Genomic DNA, 23,351 nt, shown 5'->3' with positions numbered 1-23,351 from the left:
TCACGCGCTCCTTGTTGGCTTGCCGCCAAACGTTTCAATGACGACACCCACGGCGCACACCACCAGCACTGCAGCCGTCCACCAGCCGTGCAGCAGTAGCGCGGCAAAAAGCGTCCCGAGCACACCCAGCCAGCACAACAGCAGCACAAAGCGTCTCAATCCTCCGGGATGGATCTTGATCAGGATGAGGCCTAGAACAAGCAACGCGCACTCGGCAAGCATCGTTATCATGGCGCCTCCGGAGTGTGTGATGCCCGACAGCGGGGTAAAAAACCGCCAGGCCGTGATGCACAAGGCAATGGCAGCGGTGATGATCACAATGTAAGCGCCGAGGTGGCGTCCTGGGGGGGCAGAAGCAGCAGTGCTCATCCCTTTCTCCTTTCCATTCATACACGTTGTGTTGTCAAGGGCGATCGAACAGGCAGGCGTAAAGAGCGCTTCAGGTTCAATCGAGGCTGAGTGTAGTCAAGGTCTTGAGAGTTATTTGAAAGGAGGTACTGGCGGGAGAGATCCCCTCTCCAGGCCGGAGAGGGAATCGGGGGGCATTAATCGGTCAGTGTGGCGGCTTAATGCGTGTGATCGGCCTCGGCCGACGCAGGCGAGTCCTTGGTGACGTGCCGGACCAGTTTGCCGATGGTCAGTCCCTGGAACAGAATCGACGACAGGACCACGATGTAGGTGATGCTCAGGATCAGGTCGCGCTCAGGGCCCAGCGGCAAGGCCAGTGCCAGAGCGACCGAAACACCGCCCCGCAACCCGCCCCAGGTCAGAATGCGGATCGTGCCGCGTGGCACGGTACGCCAGCGGCGCAGCAAGACAATGGCCGGGGCCACGGTGAGCAGGCGCGACAGCAAAATGGCCAGTGCCAGTACGCTCGCGGCCAGCAAGTGCAGCCAGGAGAACGGCAGCAACAACAGCTCCATGCCGATCAGCGCAAACAGCAGCGCGTTGAGCATGTCATCCAGCAATTCCCAGAAACCGTCCAGGTAACGACGGGTCATCTCGTTCATGGCCTTGTTGCGCCCCAGGTTACCGATGATCAGGCCGGCGACCACCATCGCAATCGGCGCCGACACATGCAGCTCACTGGCCATGGCCGAACCACCGATGACCAGTGCCAGGGTCAGCATGACTTCGATCTGGTATTGCTCGATGCTTTTGATCATTCGGTACACCAGATAACCGATCAACCCGCCGAACACCACGCCGCCAATGGCTTCGTGGGCAAACAGCATGGCCGTGGCGCTGATGCTTGGCGTTTCGCCCAGCTGCACGATGCCCAGCAGCACGGTGAACACCACAACGGCGGTGCCGTCATTGAACAGTGACTCGCCAACAATCGTGGTTTTCAGCGGCTTCGAGGCATTGGCGGTACGCAATACACCGAGTACGGCGATCGGATCGGTGGGCGAGATCAAGGCGCCGAACAGCAGGCAGTACAGGAAGCTGATATGCCAGCCGAACAGGCCGAAAATCCAGTACGCCAGGCTGCCGATCACGGTAGTGGCGATCAGCACGCCGACGGTCGCCAGCAGGCCAATGGGCCAGCGATAGCTGCGTACATCGCTGAAGTTCACGTGCAAGGCACCGGCAAACAGCAGGAATGAGAGCATCCAGTTCATCAAGAGATCGCCAAAGTCGATTTGGCCGATCAGCTGTTGCACACGGTCTTCGAGGCCCGGATAACCGAGAAAACTCAAGCCTTGCAGCAGCAGGGAAAACATAAGCGCGGTGACCATCACGCCAATCGTCGGCGGCAGGCCGATAAAGCGGAAGTTCACGTAGGTAAGCAGTGAGGTGAGGCAAATAAACGCGGCTACAAGCTCAAGCATCCGGGATCCTGTGGTGGCGAAGGTGAAAGGACGCCCGATCAGATCGGGTCAGAGTTGGATGCTGTCCACCGGCAAAAGGGCACGCTCATCCGTTAACTCTATGACGCCTGCCGGGTGACGGTTATGTACCGGCCCGAGTGGACTATTTTGGCAGGGAGAGCCACCGCAATCGAGTAAGTCGGGAGCGTTTGCAGTATAAACAGCGTCGACACGTGCAGCCTGAAACCCCGGGCAGAACTCATAAAAACAAGGAGGTCGTGGTGCTGGCTACGGCGTTGGTGTTGGTCGCGGCAGTGTTGCACGCGGTCTGGAATACCCTGATCAAGTTCAGCGGCGAGCGGTTGCTGGTGATCGCCTGCATGGACACGGTAGCGCTGTTGGTCGTGGCCGCGCTGGTGGGGTTCGTCTCATTCCCGCCGGCGGAGATCTGGCCGTGGATTCTGGCCTCGGCGTTGTTCGAACTGCTGTATCGAGTGCTGTTGATCCGGGCGTATCGGGTCGGCGATTTAGGCTTGGTCTATCCCTTGATGCGCGGGCTGTCGCCGCTGGTGGTGCTGGCGCTGACACTGACATTCGCCGGAGAAGTGCTCAGCGGGCAGCAAATCATTGGCATTCTGTTGATCCCGTGCGGGATGGCGTGCCTGCTGTGGCAGGGCGGCGGCGGGGATCGCCTGCCATGGACAATGCTGCCGGTGGTCGCCCTGATTGGGCTGTGCATCGGCTGCTATACCTTTCTGGACGGTCAGGCGATACGTCGCTGGTCGCATCCGCTGGATTATCTGGTGTGGCTGACGCTGGTCAGTGCCTGGCCGTTTCCGTTGCTGGCAGTCACTCGCAAACGCACTGCGTTCACGCTGTTTTGGCGTACGCAGTGGCGGCTGGGGCTGGCGGTGGGTGTTTGCGTATTGGCCAGCTATGCGCTGGTGCTGTGGGCCATGCAGTTGGGCTCGATAGCCGAGGCGGCGGCCCTGCGGGAAGTCAGTGTGATTTTGGTGGTGCTGTTCGGGATGCGCTACCTCAAAGAACCTTTTGGCGGGCCAAGGCTCTTAGCTTGTGGGCTGGTGCTGATCGGCATGCTCGTGATGAAACTCTAAAAAGGAAATTCCAATGACCGTAGCTTTTTGGTGCGTACTGATTGCCTTCTGCCTGACCTATATATGTACCGCCTTTGCCAAGTTCAGCGACGGCAAGTTCGGGCCCAGACAGAATCATGACCCGCGGACGTTTCTCGACGGCCTGCAAGGGTTTGCCAAACGTGCCCACAGCGCCCAGCTCAACAGCTTTGAAGTGAACCCGGCCTTCGCCGCGGCGGTGATCATTGCCGACATCGTGGGCAATGCAGATCCCGTGACCATTGATGTGCTGGCAGTGCTGTTTATCACCAGCCGCCTGCTGTACATCATTTGCTACCTGGCCGATTGGGCAATATTGCGCTCCATCGTCTGGTTTGCCGGCATGGGGCTGGTCGTCAGCTTCTTTTTTGTGTCGCTTTAATCGCCGACTGATTGAGGTTTTGTAGCCGCTGCCGAAGGCTGCGAAAAGGCCAAAGGGGCTTCAAGAGCAAGCAGCTACAGGATGTGCGTTGATACCGTCCGGGCAAGACGGTATCGACAAAGGCCGTAGCGGGTTGGCGTTATTGCGGCAACACTGCGCCTTTGGGCCACAACAGCCAGATACTGCCGGTCTGTTTCATGTCACCGGCCAATTGGCCCGCCTCGGGGCCGGTGCCGACGAAGAAGTCGGCACGCACTTCGCCCGCAATGGCGCCGCCTGTGTCCTGAGCCGCTACCGGTCGCACGATGGGTTGGCCATCCGGTTGGGTGGTCGATAACCACAACAGGCTGCCCAGCGGGATCACCTTGCGGTCAACGGCCACGCTATAGCCAGGCGTCAATGGCACGTTAAGCGAGCCGCGAGGCCCTTCGTTGCTGTCAGGGTTTTGGGTGAAAAACACATAGCTGGGATTGCTTGCCAGCATCTCGTGTACCCGCTCCGGATGAGTCATGGCCCAGGCATGGATGGTGCCCATGGTCACGTCTTCCTTTTTCAACTCGCCCTGTTCAACCAGCCAGCGGCCAATGGGTTTGTACGGATGACCGTTCTGGTCAGCGTAGCCAATGCGCAACTGCCGACCATTCTCGAGTTGCACGCGGCCCGACCCCTGGATTTGCAGGAACTGCAGGTCCATCGGGTCGGTCAGCCACGCCAGCACCGGGGCATCCAGGCCTTTGCTGTTGATGGTTTCAGCCGTGTCGTAGGGCTTGATCACGCGACCTTCAAGGCGTCCACGCAGGCGCTTGCCCTTGAGTTCGGGGTAAAGGCTGTCCAGATTCACCACGATCAAATCGGCGGGTATGCCGTAGATGGGGACGTGGGCGGCGTTGGTCCGGGTCAGGCTGCCAGGGTAGACCGGCTCGTAATAACCGGTGATCAAACCGTCGCTGCTGCCTTGTGCCGAGCGCAGGCTGTACACATCGAGATGGGTTTGCAGGAAGCTGCTGATCTGTTCGACGCTCGGGCTGGCGGGCAAGCTGGCGGCATCGTTGCAAACGGGTCCCCAGTTCGGATCGGCCTTGAGGCGGGTGCAGGCGCTGCGCCATGACGCAAAGCCGCCTTGAAGATCACTGCCTGTCACTTCCGGCAGTGCTCCCCAGTCAGCCTTGCTGTAAGTCGTATGGGGTTCGGGTTGTGCGGCGTCCTTGTCTGTTTCCTTGTCGGTGCCATTGCAACCGGCCAGCAGCATCACGACGGGCAGGGCCCAGGCCAGAGGTTTGAAAAATCTACTCATCAGCGATGTTCCTTCAGAGTTTGCCGGCAGCGGATGACTGTCCAGGCAACCCGTATATTCAATAGGGCTATTGGTCTTTGCAGGTGACACGAGGATACTGGCGGCCGATTCCGTGACGTGAAGCCACCATGATTGTTAAACGATTGACTGTTGTAGTGCTGGCCTGCCTGATGCTGTCAGCGTGTGGCGGGGTTGATCCCGACTCGCCGCAAGGCCAGCGTAAAGCGATTTTCAAGCAAATGCTAAAGACCAGCGAAGACCTGGGCGGCATGTTGCGTGGCCGCATTCCTTTCGACGGTCCGCGTTTTACCGCGGGTGCGACCCAGCTTGATGCACTTTCTCATGAGCCCTGGAAGCATTTTTCGCAGGTCAAGGAGTCTGATCAAACCAATGCGACCGACGATGTCTGGCAAAAACAGGCGCGTTTCCAGGCATTGGCCCGTCAGCTCGAAGCAGCCACCGGTGAACTGGTGGCCGTCAGTCAGGTTCAGCCCTACAAGGCCAGCAACCTGATGCCTGCGGTCAAGAAAGTCGAAGACACCTGCAGCGCGTGTCACAAGGAGTTCCGCAACCACTGAGGGCAACCCCCCCTCAAGAGCGGGCAAGCCCGCTCCTGTGGGACGGTGTCGTTATTTGTCCAGTTGATCCAGCGCTTCTTGCAGCTCTTTGCGCGACTCAGCCAGCTTGTTTTTGCGCTTGTCGATTTTTTCCGGATCGCCTTTTTTCATGGCTTTGTCCAGGTCGGCCTGACGCTGGCTGACTTCGTGCTTGGCTTCCAGCACCTTGTTTTCGCGTTCTTTCTTCAGGCCCGAGTCGGTGCAGTGAGCGGTCACTTCACTCAGGGCTTTTTCCAGTCCGGACACCTGGTTGCTGTTGCCATGGGCGCGGGCTTGTTCGAGTTCTTGGCTGATGGCGTGTTTTTTAGCCTCACAGCCGGTCAATTCTGGTGCTTGATTGGCGGCCATCAGCGGGGCAGCGAGCAGACCACAAACAGTAAACAGGGCGAGCGGTGAAAGAAGTTTCATAAAGAGCTCCATGACAAAAAATGACAATAAACACGATTTAAAAACCGGTACGCGCTGTGCGTCCCGGGCAATGCTGCAGGCTTGGGGCGGTTAATCGAAACCGTCAATTCCGGCAGCGCTTAATGTTTCACTTAAAGCCTGAACATTCGGGTCTCGCAAGAAGGCCGTCAATTGTGCCGCGCGTCGTGGACCAATCCCCGGCTGTGCCAGCCATGTGCCGGAATCCCGTGCGACCAGCGCTTGCCAGGAGTCCCCCAGCGGCACATCCCCCGTGGACGGAAGGCCAAGTGCTTTCACCCAGCGCGCAAACGGTTGTTGCCGGGCACCGCGCAAACTTGCGAGCAAACGCGTGCTGTTGCGCTCACCGAAGCCGTCAATGTTAGCAAGCTGTGCAGCATCCAGGGTCAACCAATCGAACAGGTTGTTGATTTGCCCGCTCTGGACCAGGCTGTTCCAGGTGCCGGGCCCGACAAATGGCAGGGCCAGCCCTTGTTTACCGCTGAGCCAGTTCAGGCGGGCCAAAAACTGGCTTTCACAGCCTGCTACCGGTTGCCAGCAGCTCAGGTGATGAAAGTGATTGGGTGTCGGCACGTGAATTTCAACCCGCTCATCGGCACGCATGACCACGCTGTCCAGCCGCGGGACGGTCATGCCCGCGAGGCTGATGGCGACGTGGTCACCGGGGCGGATGTCCAGGGATTGCCAGCGCTGCAAGGACCCGGCACTGATGCGTTTGATCTGGCGATCATCAAGACGCACGGGCTCCAGCTCCAGCATCGGTGTGATGCGCCCCGTGCGACCCACCTTGAACATGACCTTGCGCACTTCACTCACGGCCTGAGCATGTGGGTACTTCCAGGCAGCCGCCCAACTGGGTGGCGAGGGTCGCCAGCGGGTGGCGGCTGGACGCTGACTTTGACGTATCACCACGCCATCACTGGCAAACGGCAAGGGACTGCCATACCAGTGCGCGCGCCAAGAACGGGCCTGCTCGACATGTTCAATGGCCCGGCTATAAACCTGGCTGTCGGTGAAACCCAGGCTGTCCAGGTGCTGCAGCCGCTCTTCGAACGTGCCGCGGCCGGCGGGCCAGTCCCAGACAAACAGGCCGATGCCCTGACCTTGCTCAAGCGTTAACTGCTGGCGCGCCATCAAGCCTGCGACCGTGCTACGGGCATTGAGGCTGCCGGACCTGGCCTGGACATGACCGGGCAGGCGCCAATACAGCTCACCTTGCAGCACGATATCCACGGCGTGCGGCAGGTGTTGAGGAATGGCCTCGATGGCCTGTGCGGAGCGGGTCCAGTCTTGACCGTGCAGACCATCACCACGGCTAATCACACGCTGCAATCGGCCTTGGCTATAGACCAGCGTGACGGCCACGCCATCGACCTTGGGTTGAATCCACAGCCCTTGCCGCCCTGTGATCCACGCGTTGACCGCGGTCTCATCAGGCAGCTTGCTCAGACCCGTGTGTGCAACGGGATGGGGCGCGGTGCCACCAGCTGTATGCAACGGGTTATCGGTGGCAAGGAATGGCAGGGAAAAGCAGCGTTGCCAGTGTTCCAGGCGTGCACGCGAGCGGTCGTAAACCTCGTCGCTGACCAGGGAAACGCCTTCGCGGTGATAACTGTCATCCCACACTTGAAGCTGCTGGCGCAGTGCGCTGGTTTGTTGGGCAACCTTTGGCGACGGCCAGTCGGGGCAGGTGTCGGCGTGAGTGTCGAAGGTGAAAAAGGCGAGCAGTAGCCCGCCTGCGAAACGGAAGGTGGCCAGCATCGTGAGCGTCCTTGCCCGGCATGAATGCTTAAGGCTAGTGGAGGATGTCCATACTGGGCGCGCAGTGGTTTGCGGGGTGTTTCGAGATCCTGGAGCCCGCCAGACCCTGGCGAAAAACAAAAGGCCCCGGACAGTTGCCTGTCCGGGGCCTTGGGATGTAACAGGCTTGCTTAGATGCCGGCAGCTGCGCGCAGGTCATCAGCGCGGTCGGTACGCTCCCACGTGAACGTGGTGAAGGTATCGTTGCCAACCGTTTTGGTCTGTGGCGTGCGGCCGAAGTGACCGTAGGCTGCAGTTTCCTGGTACATCGGGTGCAGCAGGTCGAGCATGGTGGTGATTGCGTATGGACGCAGGTCGAACACGTCACGCACCAGCTTGATGATTTTGTCGTCAGAGATTTTGCCAGTGCCGAAGGTGTTCAACGAAATCGATGTCGGTTGAGCGACACCGATTGCGTAGGAAACCTGGATCTCGCAACGCTCAGCCAGACCGGCAGCCACGATGTTTTTAGCCACGTAACGGCCGGCGTAGGCCGCCGAGCGGTCAACCTTGGATGGGTCTTTACCCGAGAACGCGCCGCCGCCGTGACGGGCCATGCCGCCGTAGGTGTCAACGATGATCTTGCGACCGGTCAGGCCGCAGTCGCCAACCGGGCCACCGATGATGAACTGGCCAGTCGGGTTGATGTGGAACTGGGTGTCTTTGTGCAGCAGTTCAGCCGGCAGCACGTGCTTGACGATCAGTTCCATCACGCCTTCGCGCAAGTCTTTGTAGGAGACTTCCGGGTTGTGCTGGGTCGACAGTACGATGGCGTCGATAGCGACAACCTTGCCACCTTCGTAACGGCAGGTTACCTGGGACTTGGCATCCGGGCGCAGCCAAGGCAGCAGGCCGGATTTGCGTGCTTCGGCCTGGCGCTGTACCAACTGGTGAGAGTAGGTGATCGGGGCTGGCATGAGCACGTCGGTTTCGTTGCTGGCGTAGCCGAACATCAGGCCCTGGTCGCCGGCGCCCTGATCTTCAGGCTTGGCACGGTCAACACCCTGGTTGATGTCGGGGGACTGCTTGCCGATGATGTTCATCACGCCGCAGGTCGCGCCGTCGAAGCCGACGTTGGAGCTGGTGTAGCCGATGTCAGTGATCACGTCACGAACGATCTGCTCCAGGTCAACCCAGGCCGAAGTGGTGACTTCGCCCGCGATGATCGCTACGCCAGTTTTCACCAGAGTCTCGCACGCCACACGGGCGAACTTGTCTTCAGCAATGATGGCGTCCAGCACCGCGTCAGAAATCTGGTCGGCGATTTTGTCCGGATGCCCTTCAGACACGGACTCGGAGGTGAAAAGGGAGTATTCGCTCATCTCGACGGTTTCCTAATAATTACCGATGGTGAGTGTCGCCAGCCGGCCGCTGAAAGTGGCGGACCTGAATCTGGAAACCATTACGTAAGCCTACATAGAGGCTTTCCCCGGGAACGAGTCCCGCAGCGGCGGCCCAACGGGCCAGATCATCTTGTTCAAAACCAAGCCACAGATCACCGCAAGCTTCACGGGCCCATGCCTGATTATGACTACATAACTCTGTTATCAGCAGGCTGGCGCCAGGTTGCAGCAAGGTGGCCAGTTGCTTGAGTGCTTCGGCCGGCGCAGCGAAATGGTGCAGGACCATGTTCAGTACCACGCAATCGGCCTGGATCTTTGCATCGTGTAAGGCGTCGGCCAGGATAAGGCTGACATTGTTCAGTGACTCTCGCTCACACAGCTGGCGGGCCAGCTCAAGCATCGCCGGGCTGTTGTCCAGTGCCGTGACCTGATGAAAACGGCGGGCCAGATCGGGCAAAAAGCTGCCATCGCCGGGGCCGACTTCCAGTGCTGTGGCCGCTGAATTGAAGCTCAGTTTGTCGAGCAGCGCCAAAACGCTGTCCCGATATTGCACCAGGCCGGCGATCAAATCCTGTTGAGCGCGGAACTTCTCGGCTACGCGCGAGAAAAAGTCCTGGCTGGCCGCTGCGCGTTGCCCGTGTACGGCCGCGATACGCACCTGCACGTCGACGGGCAAGGCCAGGTTATCGACCTCTTCCAGCAGCGCTGCATGCAATTTTCCGCCCAGTTGTTCGGTGCGGGGCAGTGCGCGGCGATAAAAGATCGCATTGCCTTCGCGCCGTGTCGCTACCAGTTGCGCCTGGGCCAGCACCTTGAGGTGATGGCTCATGCCGGATTGGCCGATGGCAAAGATTTGCGCCAGCTCCAGTACACCAAACGAATCATTCGCCAGCGTGCGCAGGACGTTCAGTCGCAGCGGATCGCCACCGGCCTTGCACAGGGCGGAGAGATCGTCGCAATCGTCGTGGCTGATTATGGGTGCGCGAAGGTTCATGGGGCCGCAGTCTAGTTACCCGCTCCAGACCTAGCAAGTTCAATATCAAAACTTTTTGATATTGCTCGATAAGTGGTGCGTTTGTCGGGCCGGATGATTGTATTGACGAAAAGCCTGTCCTATTCCTCGGTAGGTTGAACGGTTAAGCACAGGAAAAACGCCACAAGTGACTATCTGTCATTGCCCCGAAGGCGTTGCCTGAGGGAAAATACTCGCCTTTTTTCCGTTCCGTTTTAATCAAATGCGTTTTTATCACATTCAGGAGAACAGCGATGCCCAGCCGTCGTGAGCGTGCCAACGCCATTCGTGCACTCAGCATGGATGCCGTGCAAAAAGCCAACAGCGGCCATCCCGGTGCCCCTATGGGTATGGCAGATATCGCCGAAGTACTGTGGCGCGATTATCTGAAGCACAACCCGAGCAACCCGTCTTTCGCCGACCGCGACCGCTTCGTGCTGTCCAATGGTCACGGCTCGATGCTGATCTACTCGCTGTTGCACCTGACCGGCTACGACCTGTCGATCGACGACCTGAAAAACTTCCGCCAGTTGCACAGCCGCACCCCGGGTCACCCGGAGCTGGGCTACACGCCGGGCGTTGAAACCACCACTGGCCCGTTGGGTCAGGGCCTGGCCAACGCTGTGGGTTTTGCCCTGGCAGAAAAAGTACTGGGCGCGCAGTTCAACCGTCCCGGGCATAACGTTGTCGACCACCACACCTACGTGTTCCTGGGCGACGGCTGCATGATGGAAGGCATTTCCCACGAAGTCAGCTCGCTGGCCGGCACCCTGGGCCTGGGCAAGCTGATCGCGTTCTACGATGACAACGGCATCTCCATCGATGGCGAAGTTGAAGGCTGGTTCACCGATGACACGCCGAAGCGTTTCGAAGCCTACAACTGGCAAGTGATCCGCAACGTTGACGGCCACGACCCGGAAGAAATCAAAACCGCGATCGAAACCGCCCGCAAGAGCGAAAAGCCAACGCTGATCTGCTGCAAAACCACCATCGGTTTCGGTTCGCCGAACAAGCAGGGCAAAGAAGATTGCCACGGTGCCCCACTGGGCGCAGAGGAAATCGCCCTGACCCGCCAGGCACTGAACTGGAGCCACGGTCCGTTTGAAGTCCCGGCTGATATCTATGCCGAATGGGATGCCAAGCAAGCCGGTGCTGCCGTTGAGTCCGAGTGGGACCAGCGTTTCGCGGCCTACGCTGCCGAATTCCCTGAGCTGGCGGCTGAGCTGTCCCGTCGCTTGAGCGGCAAGCTGCCAGCTGACTTCGATGCCAAGGCCAATGCCTACATCGCTGAAGTCGCTGCCAAAGGCGAGACCATTGCCAGCCGTAAAGCCAGCCAGAATGCCCTGAACGCTTTCGGCCCTCTGTTGCCGGAACTGCTCGGCGGTTCGGCTGACCTGGCCGGTTCCAACCTGACCCTGTGGAAAGGCTGCAAGGGTGTCAGCGCTGAAGATGCCAGCGGCAACTACATGTACTACGGCGTACGTGAGTTCGGCATGAGCGCCATCATGAACGGTGTTGCCCTGCACGGCGCACTGGTGCCTTACGGCGCCACCTTCCTGATGTTCATGGAATATGCCCGTAATGCCATCCGCATGTCGGCCCTGATGAAGCAGCGCGTGATCTACGTGTTCACCCACGACTCCATCGGTCTGGGCGAAGACGGTCCGACGCACCAGCCAGTCGAGCAATTGACCAGCCTGCGTACCACGCCGAATCTGGACACCTGGCGTCCGGCTGACGCGGTGGAATCCGCAGCGGCCTGGAAGTACGCCCTGGAGCGCAACGACGGCCCGTCCGCGTTGATCTTCTCGCGCCAGAACCTGAACCACCAGACCCGTGATGCCGCGCAAATCGCCGACATCAACCGTGGTGGCTATGTGCTCAGGGACTGCGCAGGCGAGCCGGAGCTGATCCTGATTTCGGCCGGTTCCGAAGTGGGCCTGGCGGTACAGGCTTACGACAAGCTGACCGAGCAGGGCCGCAAGGTGCGCGTGGTTTCGATGCCATGCACCAGCGTGTATGAAGCTCAGGATGCTGGCTACAAGCAATCGGTTCTGCCGTTGCAAGTAAGCGCCCGTATCGCTATCGAAGCATCGCACGCTGACTACTGGTACAAGTACGTGGGCCTGGAAGGCCGCGTCATCGGCATGACCACCTACGGCGAGTCGGCGCCTGCGCCTGCCTTGTTCGAAGAGTTCGGTTTCACCCTGGAAAACATCCTGGGTCAGGCTGAAGAGCTGCTGGAAGACTAAAGCAAGCGCCTTGCAGCCGCTGCCGCAGGCTGCGACAAGGGCCGCAGCACCTTCGCTTTCGTGAAGGTCGCTGCGTAACCCGTCGCAGCCTGGGGCTGCGGCTCCAGGGTTTTGCATTTACTGCTTGCACTGATAAGAGAACCTCATGCCCCAAGCGCGCCCTTACAAAGTTGCACTCAACGGCTATGGCCGGATTGGTCGTTGTGTCTTGCGTGCGTTGTTTGAGCGTGGAGCAGCTGCCGGGTTTGAAATTGTTGCACTCAATGATTTGGCCGACATGGCCAGTCTCGAATATTTGACGCGCTTCGACTCCACCCACGGCCGGTTTCCGGGCGAGATTCGGATCGAAGGCGACTGCCTGCATATCAATGGCGACTGCGTGAAGGTGTTCCGCAGTGCCACCCCTGAAGGAATCGACTGGGCCGCATTGGGCGTTGATCTGGTGCTGGAGTGTTCCGGCGTCTACAACACCCGGGCAGATGGCCAGCGCTTCCTTGATGCCGGGGCTCCACGCGTGTTGTTTTCGCAGCCGATGGCCAACGAGGCAGATGTCGATGCCACCATCGTGTACGGCGTAAACCAGCATAGCCTGACCGGTGAAGAGCGCCTGGTGTCCAATGCCTCCTGCACCACCAACTGCGGCGTGCCGCTGTTGCGCTTGCTGGATGAGGCGTTCGGCCTGGAGTACGTATCGATTACCACCATTCACTCGGCAATGAACGATCAGCCGGTGATTGATGCTTATCACCACGAAGACCTTCGCCGCACCCGCTCGGCGTTCCAGTCGGTCATACCGGTGTCCACAGGTCTGGCGAAAGGCATCGAGCGATTGTTGCCGGAACTTGCCGGGCGGATTCAAGCCAAAGCTGTTCGAGTGCCGACGCTGAACGTGTCGTGCCTCGATATTACGTTGGTCACGGCGCGCGACACCGATGCCGTGGAGGTCAACCGCGTTCTGCGCGAGGCCGCCACCAGCGGCCCGCTCAAAGGCTTGTTGGCCTACACCGAGCTGCCGCACGCCAGTTGTGATTTTAACCATGACCCGCATTCGGCCATAGTTGATGCCAGCCAGACCCGCGTTTCCGGCCCCCGGCTGGTAAACCTGCTGGCCTGGTTCGACAACGAATGGGGCTTTGCCAATCGAATGATCGATGTGGCACAGCACTATCTGCACGTTACTCACCCCAAATCCGTTCTCTAACATTAGAAACTCAGGAACTGCGACCCATGACCGTGTTGAAGATGACCGACCTCGATCTGCAAGGTAAGCGCGTACTGATCCGCGAAGACCTCAACGTCCCAGTCAAGGACGGTGTAGTCACCAGCGATGCGCGCATCCTTGCCTCGCTGCCGACCATCAAGCTGGCGTTGGAAAAAGGCGCGGCGGTTATGATCTGCTCGCACCTGGGACGTCCGACCGAAGGCGAATTCTCCCCTGAAAACAGCCTCAAGCCTGTCGCTGAGTACCTGAGCAAAGCCTTGGGCCGCGATGTACCGCTGGTCAGCGATTACCTGAATGGCGTTGATGTCAACGCGGGCGACGTCGTGCTGTTCGAAAACGTACGCTTCAACAAGGGCGAGAAGAAAAACGCCGACGAACTGGCCCGCCAGTACGCTGACCTGTGCGACGTGTTTGTGATGGACGCTTTCGGTACCGCTCACCGCGCCGAAGGTTCGACCCACGGCGTAGCCAAGTTCGCCAAGGTCGCCGCAGCAGGCCCGTTGCTGGCCGCCGAACTGGAAGCGCTGGGCAAGGCACTGGGGGCTCCGGCCAAACCCATGGCGGCGATTGTTGCCGGCTCCAAGGTGTCGACCAAGCTTGAAGTCCTCAACAGCCTGAGCCAGATCTGCGACCTGCTGATCGTGGGCGGCGGGATTGCCAACACGTTCCTGGCAGCAGCCGGTCATCCGGTAGGCAAGTCGCTGTACGAACCTGACCTACTGGACACTGCGCGGGCAATCGCAGCCAAGGTCAACGTACCGCTGCCGACGGATGTCGTGGTGGCCAAGGAATTTGCTGAAAGTGCAGTGGCAACCGTCAAGCTGATTGCTGACGTTGCTGAAGACGACATGATTCTGGACATTGGTCCACAAACGGCCGCGCATTTTGCCGAGCTGTTGAAGTCATCCAGGACTATTCTGTGGAATGGCCCGGTCGGCGTATTTGAGTTCGATCAGTTTGGCCAAGGCACCAAAACCCTGGCCAACGCTATCGCTGAAAGCGCTGCGTTCTCCATTGCTGGCGGCGGCGATACGCTGGCCGCTATCGACAAGTACGGTATTGCGGATCAAATTTCTTACATCTCCACCGGCGGTGGTGCGTTCCTTGAGTTCGTCGAGGGCAAGGTATTGCCAGCGGTTGAAGTCCTGGAAAGCCGCGCCAAAGCCTGAAGGTGTTTCAGGCCCTGAAAGGAAGCATGGACATGGTCAAGTTGTTACCGCTGTTGATGATTGCGGGCTTTTTGGCCGGTTGCGCCGGCTCGAGCGAGTCGACGCCCGAAGCAGCCACCCCCGAAGAGAGCGGTTGCTACCAGGCAGACTGGCAGGCGCAGAGTGTGCCGCTGGTCAATAAACGTTCAGGGCCTGAAGCGCTGGAGAAGTACGAGTCACCCCAGCCCGCGAAAGAGCGCGGCTGTCCCTGAACTCGCTCCTGCAAAAGAGCGAGTAGCCAGGGCTGATGCTGTAACGTTTCAGCCAGACAGAATCCGCATTTCGGGGGTAAACCCCCGATCTGCAATAACTTGAATAGCAGCCGCCGCTACGGCAGGCTTGCACGATTAACGACCCTCGTCCGGGAGAGAGACTCACAATGGCACTTATCAGCATGCGCCAGATGTTGGACCACGCCGCCGAATTCGGCTACGGCGTTCCAGCCTTCAACGTAAACAACCTTGAGCAGATGCGCGCCATTATGGAAGCCGCTGACAAGACTGACTCCCCGGTGATCGTTCAGGCTTCGGCCGGCGCGCGTAAATACGCAGGTGCACCGTTTCTGCGTCACCTGATCCTGGCGGCCATCGAAGAATTCCCGCATATCCCGGTGTGCATGCATCAGGACCACGGCACCAGCCCTGACGTCTGCCAGCGCTCCATTCAACTGGGCTTCAGCTCGGTGATGATGGACGGTTCGCTGGGCGAAGACGGCAAAACCCCAACCGACTACGACTACAACGTTCGTGTCACTCAGCAGACGGTTGCGCTGGCGCATGCGTGCGGTGTGTCGGTTGAAGGCGAGCTGGGCTGCCTGGGTTCCCTGGAAACCGGTATGGCCGGTGAAGAAGACGGCATCGGCGCAGAAGGCGTGCTGGATCACAGCCAAATGCTGACCGATCCTGAAGAGGCCGCTGACTTCGTGAAGCGTACTCAAGTGGATGCCCTGGCCATCGCCATCGGCACCTCCCACGGCGCGTACAAGTTCACCAAGCCGCCTACCGGCGACGTGTTGGCCATCGACCGCATCAAAGAGATCCACAAACGCATTCCCAACACTCACCTGGTGATGCACGGTTCGTCGTCGGTTCCACAAGAGTGGCTGGCGATCATCAATGAGTTCGGCGGCGACATCAAAGAAACCTACGGTGTGCCGGTCGAAGAAATCGTTGAAGGCATCAAGCACGGCGTGCGCAAGGTCAACATTGACACCGACCTGCGTCTGGCATCGACCGGCGCCATGCGCCGCATGATGGCCACCCACCCAAGCGAGTTCGACCCGCGCAAATTCTTCGCGGCGACCGTGACTGCCATGCGTGACGTGTGCATTGCGCGTTACGAAGCCTTCGGCACCGCCGGTAACGCTTCGAAGATCAAACCGGTCTCCCTCGAAGCCATGTACCAGCGTTATCTGAAAGGTGAGCTGAACGCCAAGGTCAACTAAGCCCTGAGCGTATGAAAAAAGCCCGCAGCGATGCTTGATGCCGATTAGTTAAGCGAAAAGGGTCTCTGTAGGAGCGAGCTTGCTCGCGATGGTTGCTAGCGATAACGCGTGTGTTTACTGGATAAACACAGTGTTTTTTTGAAGCCATCGTGAGCAAGCTTGCTGCTACAGGTTCTGATCGTATTGTTTTTAACTGACTGGCATTACGCAGCGATGCGGGCTTTTTTGTGGGTGGCTGGCAGCCCCTGCGGGGTCAGTTGCGACCTGAAGGCATTTGCTCCGGATCGATGCCATTGCCCTTGAGCAGCGCATCTACCAGTGAACGTGCCATCTCGACGGAGTGCACCAATGACCAGACCAGCCCGCGCTCTACGCCGCTGGCCATTTCGGTGATTTCGTCCGACACCTCTTCGGCGCTCTTGAGCAGCATCGACACGTGCAGCAGGGCTGACAATGCGGGCACGTCGTTACGTACGGAAAAAGGTGATTGCGGATTCACCGGGCGTGCCCGGGTGGGCTTGAGGTGGTCGACAGGAACGGGCGTTGTGCGCAGTGTTTCGAGGAGATGCCGGGTTGTTTCGTCATGTTGGTGATCGTCGCGCTTGATGCGTGTTGGCTTGGGATCATCCGGCATCTTTTTTTTCATGTCTTTTCCAGAGCAATCATCATTCAAGGCAGGGGGCTGGGGGACTCAAGAAGATAGCGCCGTGGCTTTCAACGCTGCAACCGGTGCTTGGGGCGAAAGCATTTTCTCGGAAGCGTCCTTCTCTTATCAGCATAAAAATCTGACTTTCACCCCTCGGGGCCGGACCGGCGTGTACCGGCATCGGGCAAATACCAGGGCCCACGACTGGCCTGAATTCGCTACACTGATGCACTTTTACGCTGTGCATTGGCGCCCCATGACTGCTCTCAAATACCTTCAGGCTTATCCCCAGACTTTGCAGGATCAGGTGCGCCAACTGATCGAGCGTGACCAGCTGGGCAGTTACCTGAATGAACGATACCCACAGCGTCATGCGGTGCAAAGTGACAAGGCCCTGTATGCCTACGCGCTTGAGCTCAAGCAGGAATACCTGCGCAATGCGCCGTCCTTCGACAAGGTGCTGTTCGACAATCGACTCGATCTGACGCACCGGGCGCTGGGCCTGCATACCACCATTTCTCGCGTGCAGGGCGGCAAGCTCAAAGCCAAGAAAGAACTGCGCGTTGCGTCATTGTTCAAGGACGCGGCCCCCGAGTTTTTAAAGATGATCGTGGTCCATGAGCTGGCGCATCTCAAAGAGTCAGATCACAACAAGGCGTTTTACAAACTGTGCGAGTACATGTTGCCGGGGTACCACCAGCTGGAGTTTGACCTGCGGGTTTACCTCACATGGCGTGATATTCAGGGCAAGCCCAAAGCGCTGTAGCCACTGCAGGTCGCGAGTACTACTTGAATGGAGTTCTGAATGGAAGTCAGCAAAACCAAAAGCAGTTTTTATCGGCGTCTGTACGTGGCCTGGTTGATTGACAGTCAGACCGCTAGCAGCGTCCCGGCATTGACGGAACTGACCGGCATGCCGCGGCGCACCGCGCAGGACACCATCGCTGCGCTGGCTGATCTGGATATCGTGTGCGAGTTCGAGCAGCAGGATGGCGCCCGTAACCACGCCGGACGCTATCGGATTCTCAGCTGGGGCCCGGTCGACAAACACTGGGTCGATCAGCACCTGGTGCAGATCAGGCAGGTGCTGGGCTACCCCTGACAGGCCTTAGCCCAAACGCATGCCGATATGGGGAATGCCATCTTCGAGAAAGGTGTCACCCTCGGCCCGGAAGCCGTGTTGAGCATAAAAGTTCTGCAGGTGGGTTTGGGCGGACATGAAAATGGGCTGCCCGGACCAGTACTCTTCAGCGTTTTCCAGGGCCTTGCTGATCAGCGCATGGCCCAGCTTCTGATCACGTGCCTGAGGCGCGATGATCACTCGGCCAATCACCACATCGCCGCCCTGGGACTCGGGATCGAGCAGGCGGGCATAGGCAACCAGTTGATCGTCCTGCCAGCCCATCAAATGCAGCGTATCGCCTGACAAGTCTTGCCCGTCGACGTCTTGGTATGCGCATTTCTGCTCGACGACGAACACTTGCGAACGCAATTCCAGCACCGCGTACAGTTGCTCTTTGCCCAGGTCGTTATGGTGTTTGCAGATCCAGTCAATGGTCACGTTCTAGTCCCGAAAGAGTGAGGTATACCCCGATACTAGGCGCGATGCTGTCTGGCGCCAAGTCACGGTGTTTCTACTCTGCCTTGATCAGGTGCGCGGCCAGGGTACGCAGGGGGCCGAGTTGACGGCAGATCAATGCTAGCTGGGTTTGGACCAGTCGCTGGTTTTCGTCGATGTCATCCGGCATTTGCTCCAGCTCGCTGGCCAGCGCTTCTTCCTCATCGCTCTGCACGGCCACAGGCAGCTTGGCGGCCAGGCCTTGGGCGATCACATCGATGCTATCGGCAATGCATTGCCCGGCGCCCTCGATCAGTTGCTGGCGCAGTTCGTCTGGCAGTTGCGTGTCGCGGTGCGCACCCAGGCCCGACAAATAACTGAGCAAGGTGTGGGACAGCACCAGGAAGCGGAAGCCCATGTCAGCATCCTTACGGAAATGCCCCGGCTCCATCAGCATGTTGGCCAGTGTGGTCGACAGCGCGGCATCGGCGTTGTGCGCATTACGGCGCGCCAGTCGATAAGCCAGATCGTCGCTTTTGCCGTGGGCATATTGCTGCATGATCTGGCGCAGGTACTGGCTGTTGCAGCTCAAGGTATTGGCCAGCACCTGGTTGAGGCGGCGCCCCTGCCAGTCGGGCAAGAACAGGAACACAGCGGCCGCAGCAATCACGCTGCCGACCAGGGTGTCGAACAGGCGCGGCAAGAACAGCCCGTAACCATCGCCCACCTGATTGAAGCAGAACAGCACCATTAACGTAATGGCGGCGGTGCTTAAGGTGTAGCGCGTGGTGCGGTTGATAAAGAACACCACCCCGGCCGCGACGGCGAACATCGACTGGATCAGCGGGTTGGGGAACAGATCGAACAGAGCCCAGCCCAAGGCCAGGCCAATGGCGGTGCCGACGATCCGTTGACTGAATTTGCGCCGTGTGGCGCCGTAACTTGGCTGGCACACAAACAGCGTGGTCAGGATGATCCAGTAGCCTTGAGTCGGGTGGATCCAGTGCACCATCGCAAAGCCGGTGCACAGCGCCAGCGGCAGGCGCAGGGCGTGACGGAAGATCAGTGACGTGGGCGTCAGGTGTTGACGCAGCCGCGACCACACATCCTTGAGGGTGCGTGGCGAGCGGTCCAGCAAGCTGCTGTCGGTGGCATCTGCCAGAGTGTCGGGGTTGCTGGCGTCGCTGAGCAAGCGGTCCAGCGTGCCAAGGTTGGCGGCCAGTGCGCGCAGCGAACGCAAGAGTCCGCGCCAGGCCGGATTGCTCTGGACGCGCAGATGTTCCAGTGAGGCGTGCAGGTCGGTCAGTGCCTCGGCAAAACTGTCGTCATAGATAAACGGCTGGCGCAGCTTGATCGAGTCTGACAGACGCTGACAGGCGATGCCTTGCTGGCGCAGCAAGCGCTGACAGCGGAACATCACATCGCTGTGAAAGAAAGCGTCTGCCAAGGCGTTGTAGGGGTAATGCGACGAGCTGGCGCGTTCGTGGATATCCTGCGCGAGGAAGTACAGTTTCAGATAGCGGCTGAGTTTTGATCCCGGTCGAGAGTTGCCGACGCGGTGCAGGATGATTTCCTTGGCGGTGTTCAGTGCGGCCACGACCCTGCCGTTTTGCTGGGCCAGTTCCAGTCGCCGGGCCTCCACATCAAGGTTGCGGACAGGCTCGAACAGCGATGATTTGAGTTTGAGGTACAACCCCAGCTCCCAAAACAATCGCGCCAGGCTTTGCTGCACCGGTTGATTGGAAAACAGCGCTTGCCACAGCACTGACAGCAGCCCGTACCACGCAGCGCCTGCGACCAGCAGCAAGGGCTCGTGCCAGAAATCGATGACCTGGCCACCGCGCTGGTCGACGCCGATCATCGTGTATACCGCGAGAATCAGCGTCGCCGAGGCAATGGCGCCATAGCGTTCACCCAGCGCACCGAGCATGGTCAGGCCAAAGCTGGCCAGTGCCAGGGCGCAGACCATCAACCAGGGGTAAGGGAATAACAACTCGACGCTGAAGGCGGCAGCGCTGAAACACACCAGTGTCACCAGCAGTGCATTGAGGCGGCCTTGCCAGCTGTCATCCGTCTCGGACAGTGCGCTGGCAATGATCCCGAGGAACAACGGGATCAACAGCGTCATTTCGTCCTGATACCAGCAAAAAGCCATGCTGCCGGTCAGGGCGACAAATACCCGAACGCTGTAACTGAACTTATCTCGCGCCCACAGGCGGCGCAGGGAATGCCGAAAGCTTTTCGATGACATGTAATGGCGATGCCTTGCGAGTCGTGTCGCTAAATTGAGCCAGTTGTGACGACAGTGCAATGGCACTGTTCACATCCCGCACAAAATATTTTTTGGCATGCTGGCTGTAGCCGCGGACTGCGGCAGCGGCTACAGCGGTTCTGTATCAGGCGAACTGTGCAGCGGCGTAGCCAGACGCCCACGCCCATTGAAAGTTGAAACCGCCCAGGTGGCCGCTGACATCCAGTACTTCACCGACAAAATACAGCCCCGGGCTTTTCAGCGACTCCATGGTCTTGGACGACACTTCACGGGTATCGACACCGCCCAGCGTCACTTCTGCGGTGCGATAGCCTTCGGTGCCCGCCGGAACGACCTTCCAGCACGCCAGCTTGTCAGCCACGTCGGCCAGTTCACCCGGTGTGTACTGCTTCATCGGCTTGGACACAAACCAGTGTTCGGCCAGCAAGTTCGCCATCTTTTTGGTGAAAATCTCACCGAGCAGGGTTTTCAGCTCGCTGTTCGGACGCTCGGCCTGTTGTGTGTGCAGCCAGTTCAACGCGTCGAGGTCGGGCAACAGGTTGATGTCGACCGTATCGCCGGAGTTCCAGAACGACGATATCTGCAGAATTGCCGGCCCGCTCAAGCCGCGGTGGGTGAACAGGATGTTCTCGCGAAAGCTTTGATCGTTGCAGCTCACCAGGCAATCCACCGAGGTGCCCGACAGTTCGGTGCAGATATCTTTTAGCTGATCGGTGATGGTGAACGGCACCAGGCCTGCGCGGGTAGGCAGCAGGGTGTGGCCGAACTGCTTGGCTACCTGATAGCCGAAACCGGTGGCGCCCAGAGTGGGAATCGACAAGCCGCCGGTAGCGATCACCAGCGACTGGCAGTTCAGTTGATCCAGGGTGGTCTTCAGGCTGTAGCCACTGTCGGTTTTTTCGATCTGCTCCACGGAGGTGTCCAGGTGCAGGCTGACGCCCGCCTGTTTGCACTCGTCGAGCAGCATTTCGAGGATGTCGCTGGATTTGTTATCGCAGAACAGCTGGCCGAGTTTTTTCTCGTGATACGGCACGCCGTGCTTGCACACCAGTTCGATGAAATCCCACTGGGTGTAGCGCGCCAGGGCCGACTTGCAGAAGTGCGGGTTCTGCGACAGAAAATTGTTGGGTTCGGTGTACATGTTGGTGAAGTTGCAGCGGCCACCGCCCGACATGAGGATCTTTTTGCCCGCCTTGTTGGCGTGGTCGATCAGCATGACCTTGCGCCCACGGCCGGCAGCGGTCAGCGCGCACATCAAACCTGCGGCGCCAGCGCCAATAATCACAACGTCGGTAGAGCGCAAAGCGGTGTCCTCACAAAATTCATAGTCAATCCAAACCTAATGTGGGAGCGGGCTTGCCCGCGATTGCCGCACCCGGTGATTCAGATGAACCGGAGTGTGTGCATCGCGAGCAAGCCCGCTCCCACATTTGATCGCCAGTGTTCAGGCGATCTTTTACAAAACCCGCACGCGCAATACGCGGCCTTTGATTTTGCCTTCGCTCAAGCGCTGTGCAGCCTGTTTGGCCACGGTACGGTCAACCGCCACGTAGGCCTGGAAGTCAAAAATCGCGATTTTGCCGACCTGGGCACCCGGGATGCCCGCGTCGCCAGTCAGGGCGCCAAGGATGTCGCCTGGGCGAACCTTGTCTTTACGGCCGGCGCCGATCACCAGCGTGCTCATGGCCGGCAGCAGGGGGGCGCCACCCTGGGATTGCAGGGTGTCCAGGGTTTCCCAGTTCAACGGCGCCTTTTGCAGCTGCTCGATGGCTTGGGCGCGGTGGGCTTCGGAAGGGGCTACCAGGCTGATGGCGATGCCTTTTTCACCGGCACGACCGGTACGGCCCACGCGGTGGATATGGATTTCGGAGTCACGGGCCAGCTCAACGTTGATCACCATGTCCAGCGCGTCGATGTCCAGGCCACGGGCCGCTACGTCGGTCGCAACCAGCACCGAGGTCGAACGGTTGGCAAACATTGCCAGCACTTGATCACGGTCACGCTGTTCCAGATCGCCATGCAGGCCGACTGCCGAAATACCCTTGGAGGTCAGGTGATCGACGGTTTCCTGAACCTGCTGCTTGGTGAAGCAGAACGCGACGCACGATTGCGGACGGAAATGCCCCAGCACCTTGGTCACGGCGCTCATGCGCTCTTCAGGCGAGATTTCGTAGAAACGCTGCTCGATCTGGCTGTCAGTGTGCAAGGCTTCAGCCTTGACCTGCTGAGGGTTGCGCATGAACTTGGACGACAGCTGCTTGATCCCGACCGGGTAGGTGGCCGAGAACAGCAGGGTCTGGCGACGCTCAGGGGTCTGGCGAATGATGTCTTCGATGGCGTCGTAGAAGCCCATGTCGAGCATGCGGTCGGCTTCGTCGAGCACCAGGGTGTTGAGACCGTCGAGCTTCAGCGAGCCTTTGCGCAAGTGCTGCTGAATGCGGCCCGGGGTGCCGACGATGATGTGTGCGCCGTGCTCAAGCGAACCGATTTGCGGGCCGAAGGACACACCGCCACACAAGGTCAGCACTTTGATGTTGTCTTCAGCGCGGGCCAGACGGCGGATCTCTTTGGCAACCTGGTCCGCCAGTTCACGGGTCGGGCAGATCACGAGGGCCTGGCAACCGAAGAAGCGCGGGTTGACGGGGTTCAGCAGGCCGATGCCGAAGGCGGCGGTTTTGCCGCTGCCGGTCTTGGCCTGGGCGATCAGATCCATGCCTTTGAGGATCACCGGCAAGCTCTGCGCCTGGATCGGCGTCATCTGGGCATAACCGAGGGAGTCGAGGTTAGCCAGCATGGCGGCGGACAGAGGCAGAGAGTTAAAAGCGGTGGCAATGGTGGTCACGAGACTGGCCTGCAAAACAAAATGTCGCGCAGTGTACCAGTCCCATGGCCTTTGCCAGAACATTCTGGACGAGAAGTCATCCGCAGCCG

Annotated in this window: 22 protein-coding genes; 10 read left to right on the top strand and 12 right to left on the bottom strand. The window is 59.3% G+C overall.

Annotated features, from left to right (window positions below; genetic code table 11):
- The gene (locus AWM69_RS01100) at positions 1-369 is read right to left on the bottom strand and encodes a hypothetical protein (protein WP_131653405.1); all 369 of its coding nucleotides are present in this window, start codon (positions 367-369) and stop codon (positions 1-3) included.
- A 197-nt stretch (positions 370-566) separates the two neighbouring features.
- Positions 567-1,832: a sodium:proton antiporter gene (locus AWM69_RS01095; RefSeq protein WP_131653404.1), complete on the bottom strand. Its 1,266-nt coding sequence runs from the start codon at positions 1,830-1,832 to the stop codon at positions 567-569.
- A 260-nt stretch (positions 1,833-2,092) separates the two neighbouring features.
- Between AWM69_RS01095 and AWM69_RS01090 the strand changes: the two genes are divergently transcribed.
- The gene (locus tag AWM69_RS01090; RefSeq protein WP_218725582.1) at positions 2,093-2,926 is read left to right on the top strand and encodes a DMT family transporter; all 834 of its coding nucleotides are present in this window, start codon (positions 2,093-2,095) and stop codon (positions 2,924-2,926) included.
- A 13-nt stretch (positions 2,927-2,939) separates the two neighbouring features.
- Positions 2,940-3,326 (top strand): MAPEG family protein, encoded by a 387-nt coding sequence (locus AWM69_RS01085; RefSeq protein ID WP_131653403.1) that lies wholly within the window; start codon positions 2,940-2,942, stop codon positions 3,324-3,326.
- 139 nt (positions 3,327-3,465) lie between these two features.
- Here AWM69_RS01085 and AWM69_RS01080 read toward each other — a convergent pair whose 3' ends face one another.
- The gene (locus tag AWM69_RS01080; protein ID WP_218725581.1) at positions 3,466-4,620 is read right to left on the bottom strand and encodes a murein transglycosylase A; all 1,155 of its coding nucleotides are present in this window, start codon (positions 4,618-4,620) and stop codon (positions 3,466-3,468) included.
- A 128-nt stretch (positions 4,621-4,748) separates the two neighbouring features.
- Here AWM69_RS01080 and AWM69_RS01075 point away from each other — a divergent pair, with 128 nt between their 5' ends.
- A complete protein-coding gene (locus AWM69_RS01075; RefSeq protein WP_131653401.1) occupies positions 4,749-5,198 on the top strand; it encodes a cytochrome c in 450 nt (149 codons plus the stop codon).
- A 51-nt stretch (positions 5,199-5,249) separates the two neighbouring features.
- Here AWM69_RS01075 and AWM69_RS01070 read toward each other — a convergent pair whose 3' ends face one another.
- The 4 genes from AWM69_RS01070 to AWM69_RS01055 form a co-directional block, all read right to left on the bottom strand.
- Complete coding sequence (locus AWM69_RS01070) at positions 5,250-5,645, bottom strand: DUF1090 domain-containing protein (protein ID WP_218725580.1); 396 nt, start codon at positions 5,643-5,645, stop codon at positions 5,250-5,252.
- 90 nt (positions 5,646-5,735) lie between these two features.
- On the bottom strand, positions 5,736-7,424 hold the full coding sequence (ligB, locus tag AWM69_RS01065) for an NAD-dependent DNA ligase LigB (protein WP_218725579.1): 1,689 nt from the start codon (positions 7,422-7,424) through the stop codon (positions 5,736-5,738).
- A gap of 170 nt (positions 7,425-7,594) precedes the next feature.
- On the bottom strand, positions 7,595-8,785 hold the full coding sequence (gene metK, locus AWM69_RS01060; protein ID WP_048380935.1) for a methionine adenosyltransferase: 1,191 nt from the start codon (positions 8,783-8,785) through the stop codon (positions 7,595-7,597).
- Positions 8,786-8,804: 19 nt separating this feature from the next.
- Positions 8,805-9,800 carry a metalloregulator ArsR/SmtB family transcription factor gene (locus tag AWM69_RS01055; RefSeq protein ID WP_131653398.1) on the bottom strand — a complete coding sequence of 332 codons (996 nt, stop codon included), beginning with the start codon at positions 9,798-9,800 and terminating at the stop codon, positions 8,805-8,807.
- Between the two features lie 272 nt (positions 9,801-10,072).
- On the opposite strand from AWM69_RS01055, the gene tkt reads away from it, so the two are divergent.
- The 5 genes from tkt to fba all read left to right on the top strand — a co-directional run bounded on the left by tkt (position 10,073) and on the right by fba (position 15,944).
- On the top strand, positions 10,073-12,070 hold the full coding sequence (gene tkt / locus AWM69_RS01050; RefSeq protein WP_131653397.1) for a transketolase: 1,998 nt from the start codon (positions 10,073-10,075) through the stop codon (positions 12,068-12,070).
- Between the two features lie 145 nt (positions 12,071-12,215).
- Positions 12,216-13,271: an erythrose-4-phosphate dehydrogenase gene (gene epd, locus AWM69_RS01045; protein ID WP_131653396.1), complete on the top strand. Its 1,056-nt coding sequence runs from the start codon at positions 12,216-12,218 to the stop codon at positions 13,269-13,271.
- Between the two features lie 26 nt (positions 13,272-13,297).
- Positions 13,298-14,461, top strand: a complete 1,164-nt coding sequence (locus AWM69_RS01040; protein ID WP_218725578.1) for a phosphoglycerate kinase — start codon at positions 13,298-13,300, stop codon at positions 14,459-14,461.
- A 32-nt stretch (positions 14,462-14,493) separates the two neighbouring features.
- The gene (locus AWM69_RS01035) at positions 14,494-14,712 is read left to right on the top strand and encodes a lipoprotein (RefSeq protein WP_048380924.1); all 219 of its coding nucleotides are present in this window, start codon (positions 14,494-14,496) and stop codon (positions 14,710-14,712) included.
- Between the two features lie 167 nt (positions 14,713-14,879).
- Positions 14,880-15,944 (top strand): class II fructose-bisphosphate aldolase, encoded by a 1,065-nt coding sequence (gene fba, locus AWM69_RS01030; RefSeq protein ID WP_048380923.1) that lies wholly within the window; start codon positions 14,880-14,882, stop codon positions 15,942-15,944.
- A 253-nt stretch (positions 15,945-16,197) separates the two neighbouring features.
- Here the strand turns inward: fba and AWM69_RS01025 are convergent, their stop codons facing one another.
- On the bottom strand, positions 16,198-16,590 hold the full coding sequence (locus tag AWM69_RS01025; RefSeq protein ID WP_218725577.1) for a DUF3077 domain-containing protein: 393 nt from the start codon (positions 16,588-16,590) through the stop codon (positions 16,198-16,200).
- Positions 16,591-16,846: 256 nt separating this feature from the next.
- On the opposite strand from AWM69_RS01025, the gene AWM69_RS01020 reads away from it, so the two are divergent.
- Both AWM69_RS01020 and AWM69_RS01015 read left to right on the top strand, forming a co-directional pair.
- Positions 16,847-17,356, top strand: a complete 510-nt coding sequence (locus AWM69_RS01020; RefSeq protein WP_131653393.1) for a M48 family metallopeptidase — start codon at positions 16,847-16,849, stop codon at positions 17,354-17,356.
- 39 nt (positions 17,357-17,395) lie between these two features.
- On the top strand, positions 17,396-17,692 hold the full coding sequence (locus AWM69_RS01015; protein ID WP_048380919.1) for a helix-turn-helix domain-containing protein: 297 nt from the start codon (positions 17,396-17,398) through the stop codon (positions 17,690-17,692).
- Positions 17,693-17,698: 6 nt separating this feature from the next.
- Here the strand turns inward: AWM69_RS01015 and AWM69_RS01010 are convergent, their stop codons facing one another.
- From AWM69_RS01010 to dbpA, 4 genes are all read right to left on the bottom strand, one after another.
- Positions 17,699-18,151, bottom strand: coding sequence for a GNAT family N-acetyltransferase (locus AWM69_RS01010; protein ID WP_218725576.1), 453 nt, complete (start codon positions 18,149-18,151; stop codon positions 17,699-17,701).
- 73 nt (positions 18,152-18,224) lie between these two features.
- Positions 18,225-20,399 carry a YccS family putative transporter gene (gene yccS / locus AWM69_RS01005; RefSeq protein ID WP_131653391.1) on the bottom strand — a complete coding sequence of 725 codons (2,175 nt, stop codon included), beginning with the start codon at positions 20,397-20,399 and terminating at the stop codon, positions 18,225-18,227.
- A 145-nt stretch (positions 20,400-20,544) separates the two neighbouring features.
- A complete protein-coding gene (locus tag AWM69_RS01000) occupies positions 20,545-21,723 on the bottom strand; it encodes an NAD(P)/FAD-dependent oxidoreductase (protein ID WP_218725575.1) in 1,179 nt (392 codons plus the stop codon).
- A gap of 153 nt (positions 21,724-21,876) precedes the next feature.
- Complete coding sequence (gene dbpA / locus AWM69_RS00995; protein WP_256930153.1) at positions 21,877-23,214, bottom strand: ATP-dependent RNA helicase DbpA; 1,338 nt, start codon at positions 23,212-23,214, stop codon at positions 21,877-21,879.
- Positions 23,215-23,351: the final 137 nt, after the last annotated feature.

The sequence above is a fragment of the Pseudomonas sp. D1HM genome (assembly GCF_019266105.1).
GTDB classification, from domain to species: Bacteria; Pseudomonadota; Gammaproteobacteria; order Pseudomonadales; family Pseudomonadaceae; genus Aquipseudomonas; species Aquipseudomonas taetrolens.
This window is presented reverse-complemented; position numbering and strand designations above follow the sequence as displayed.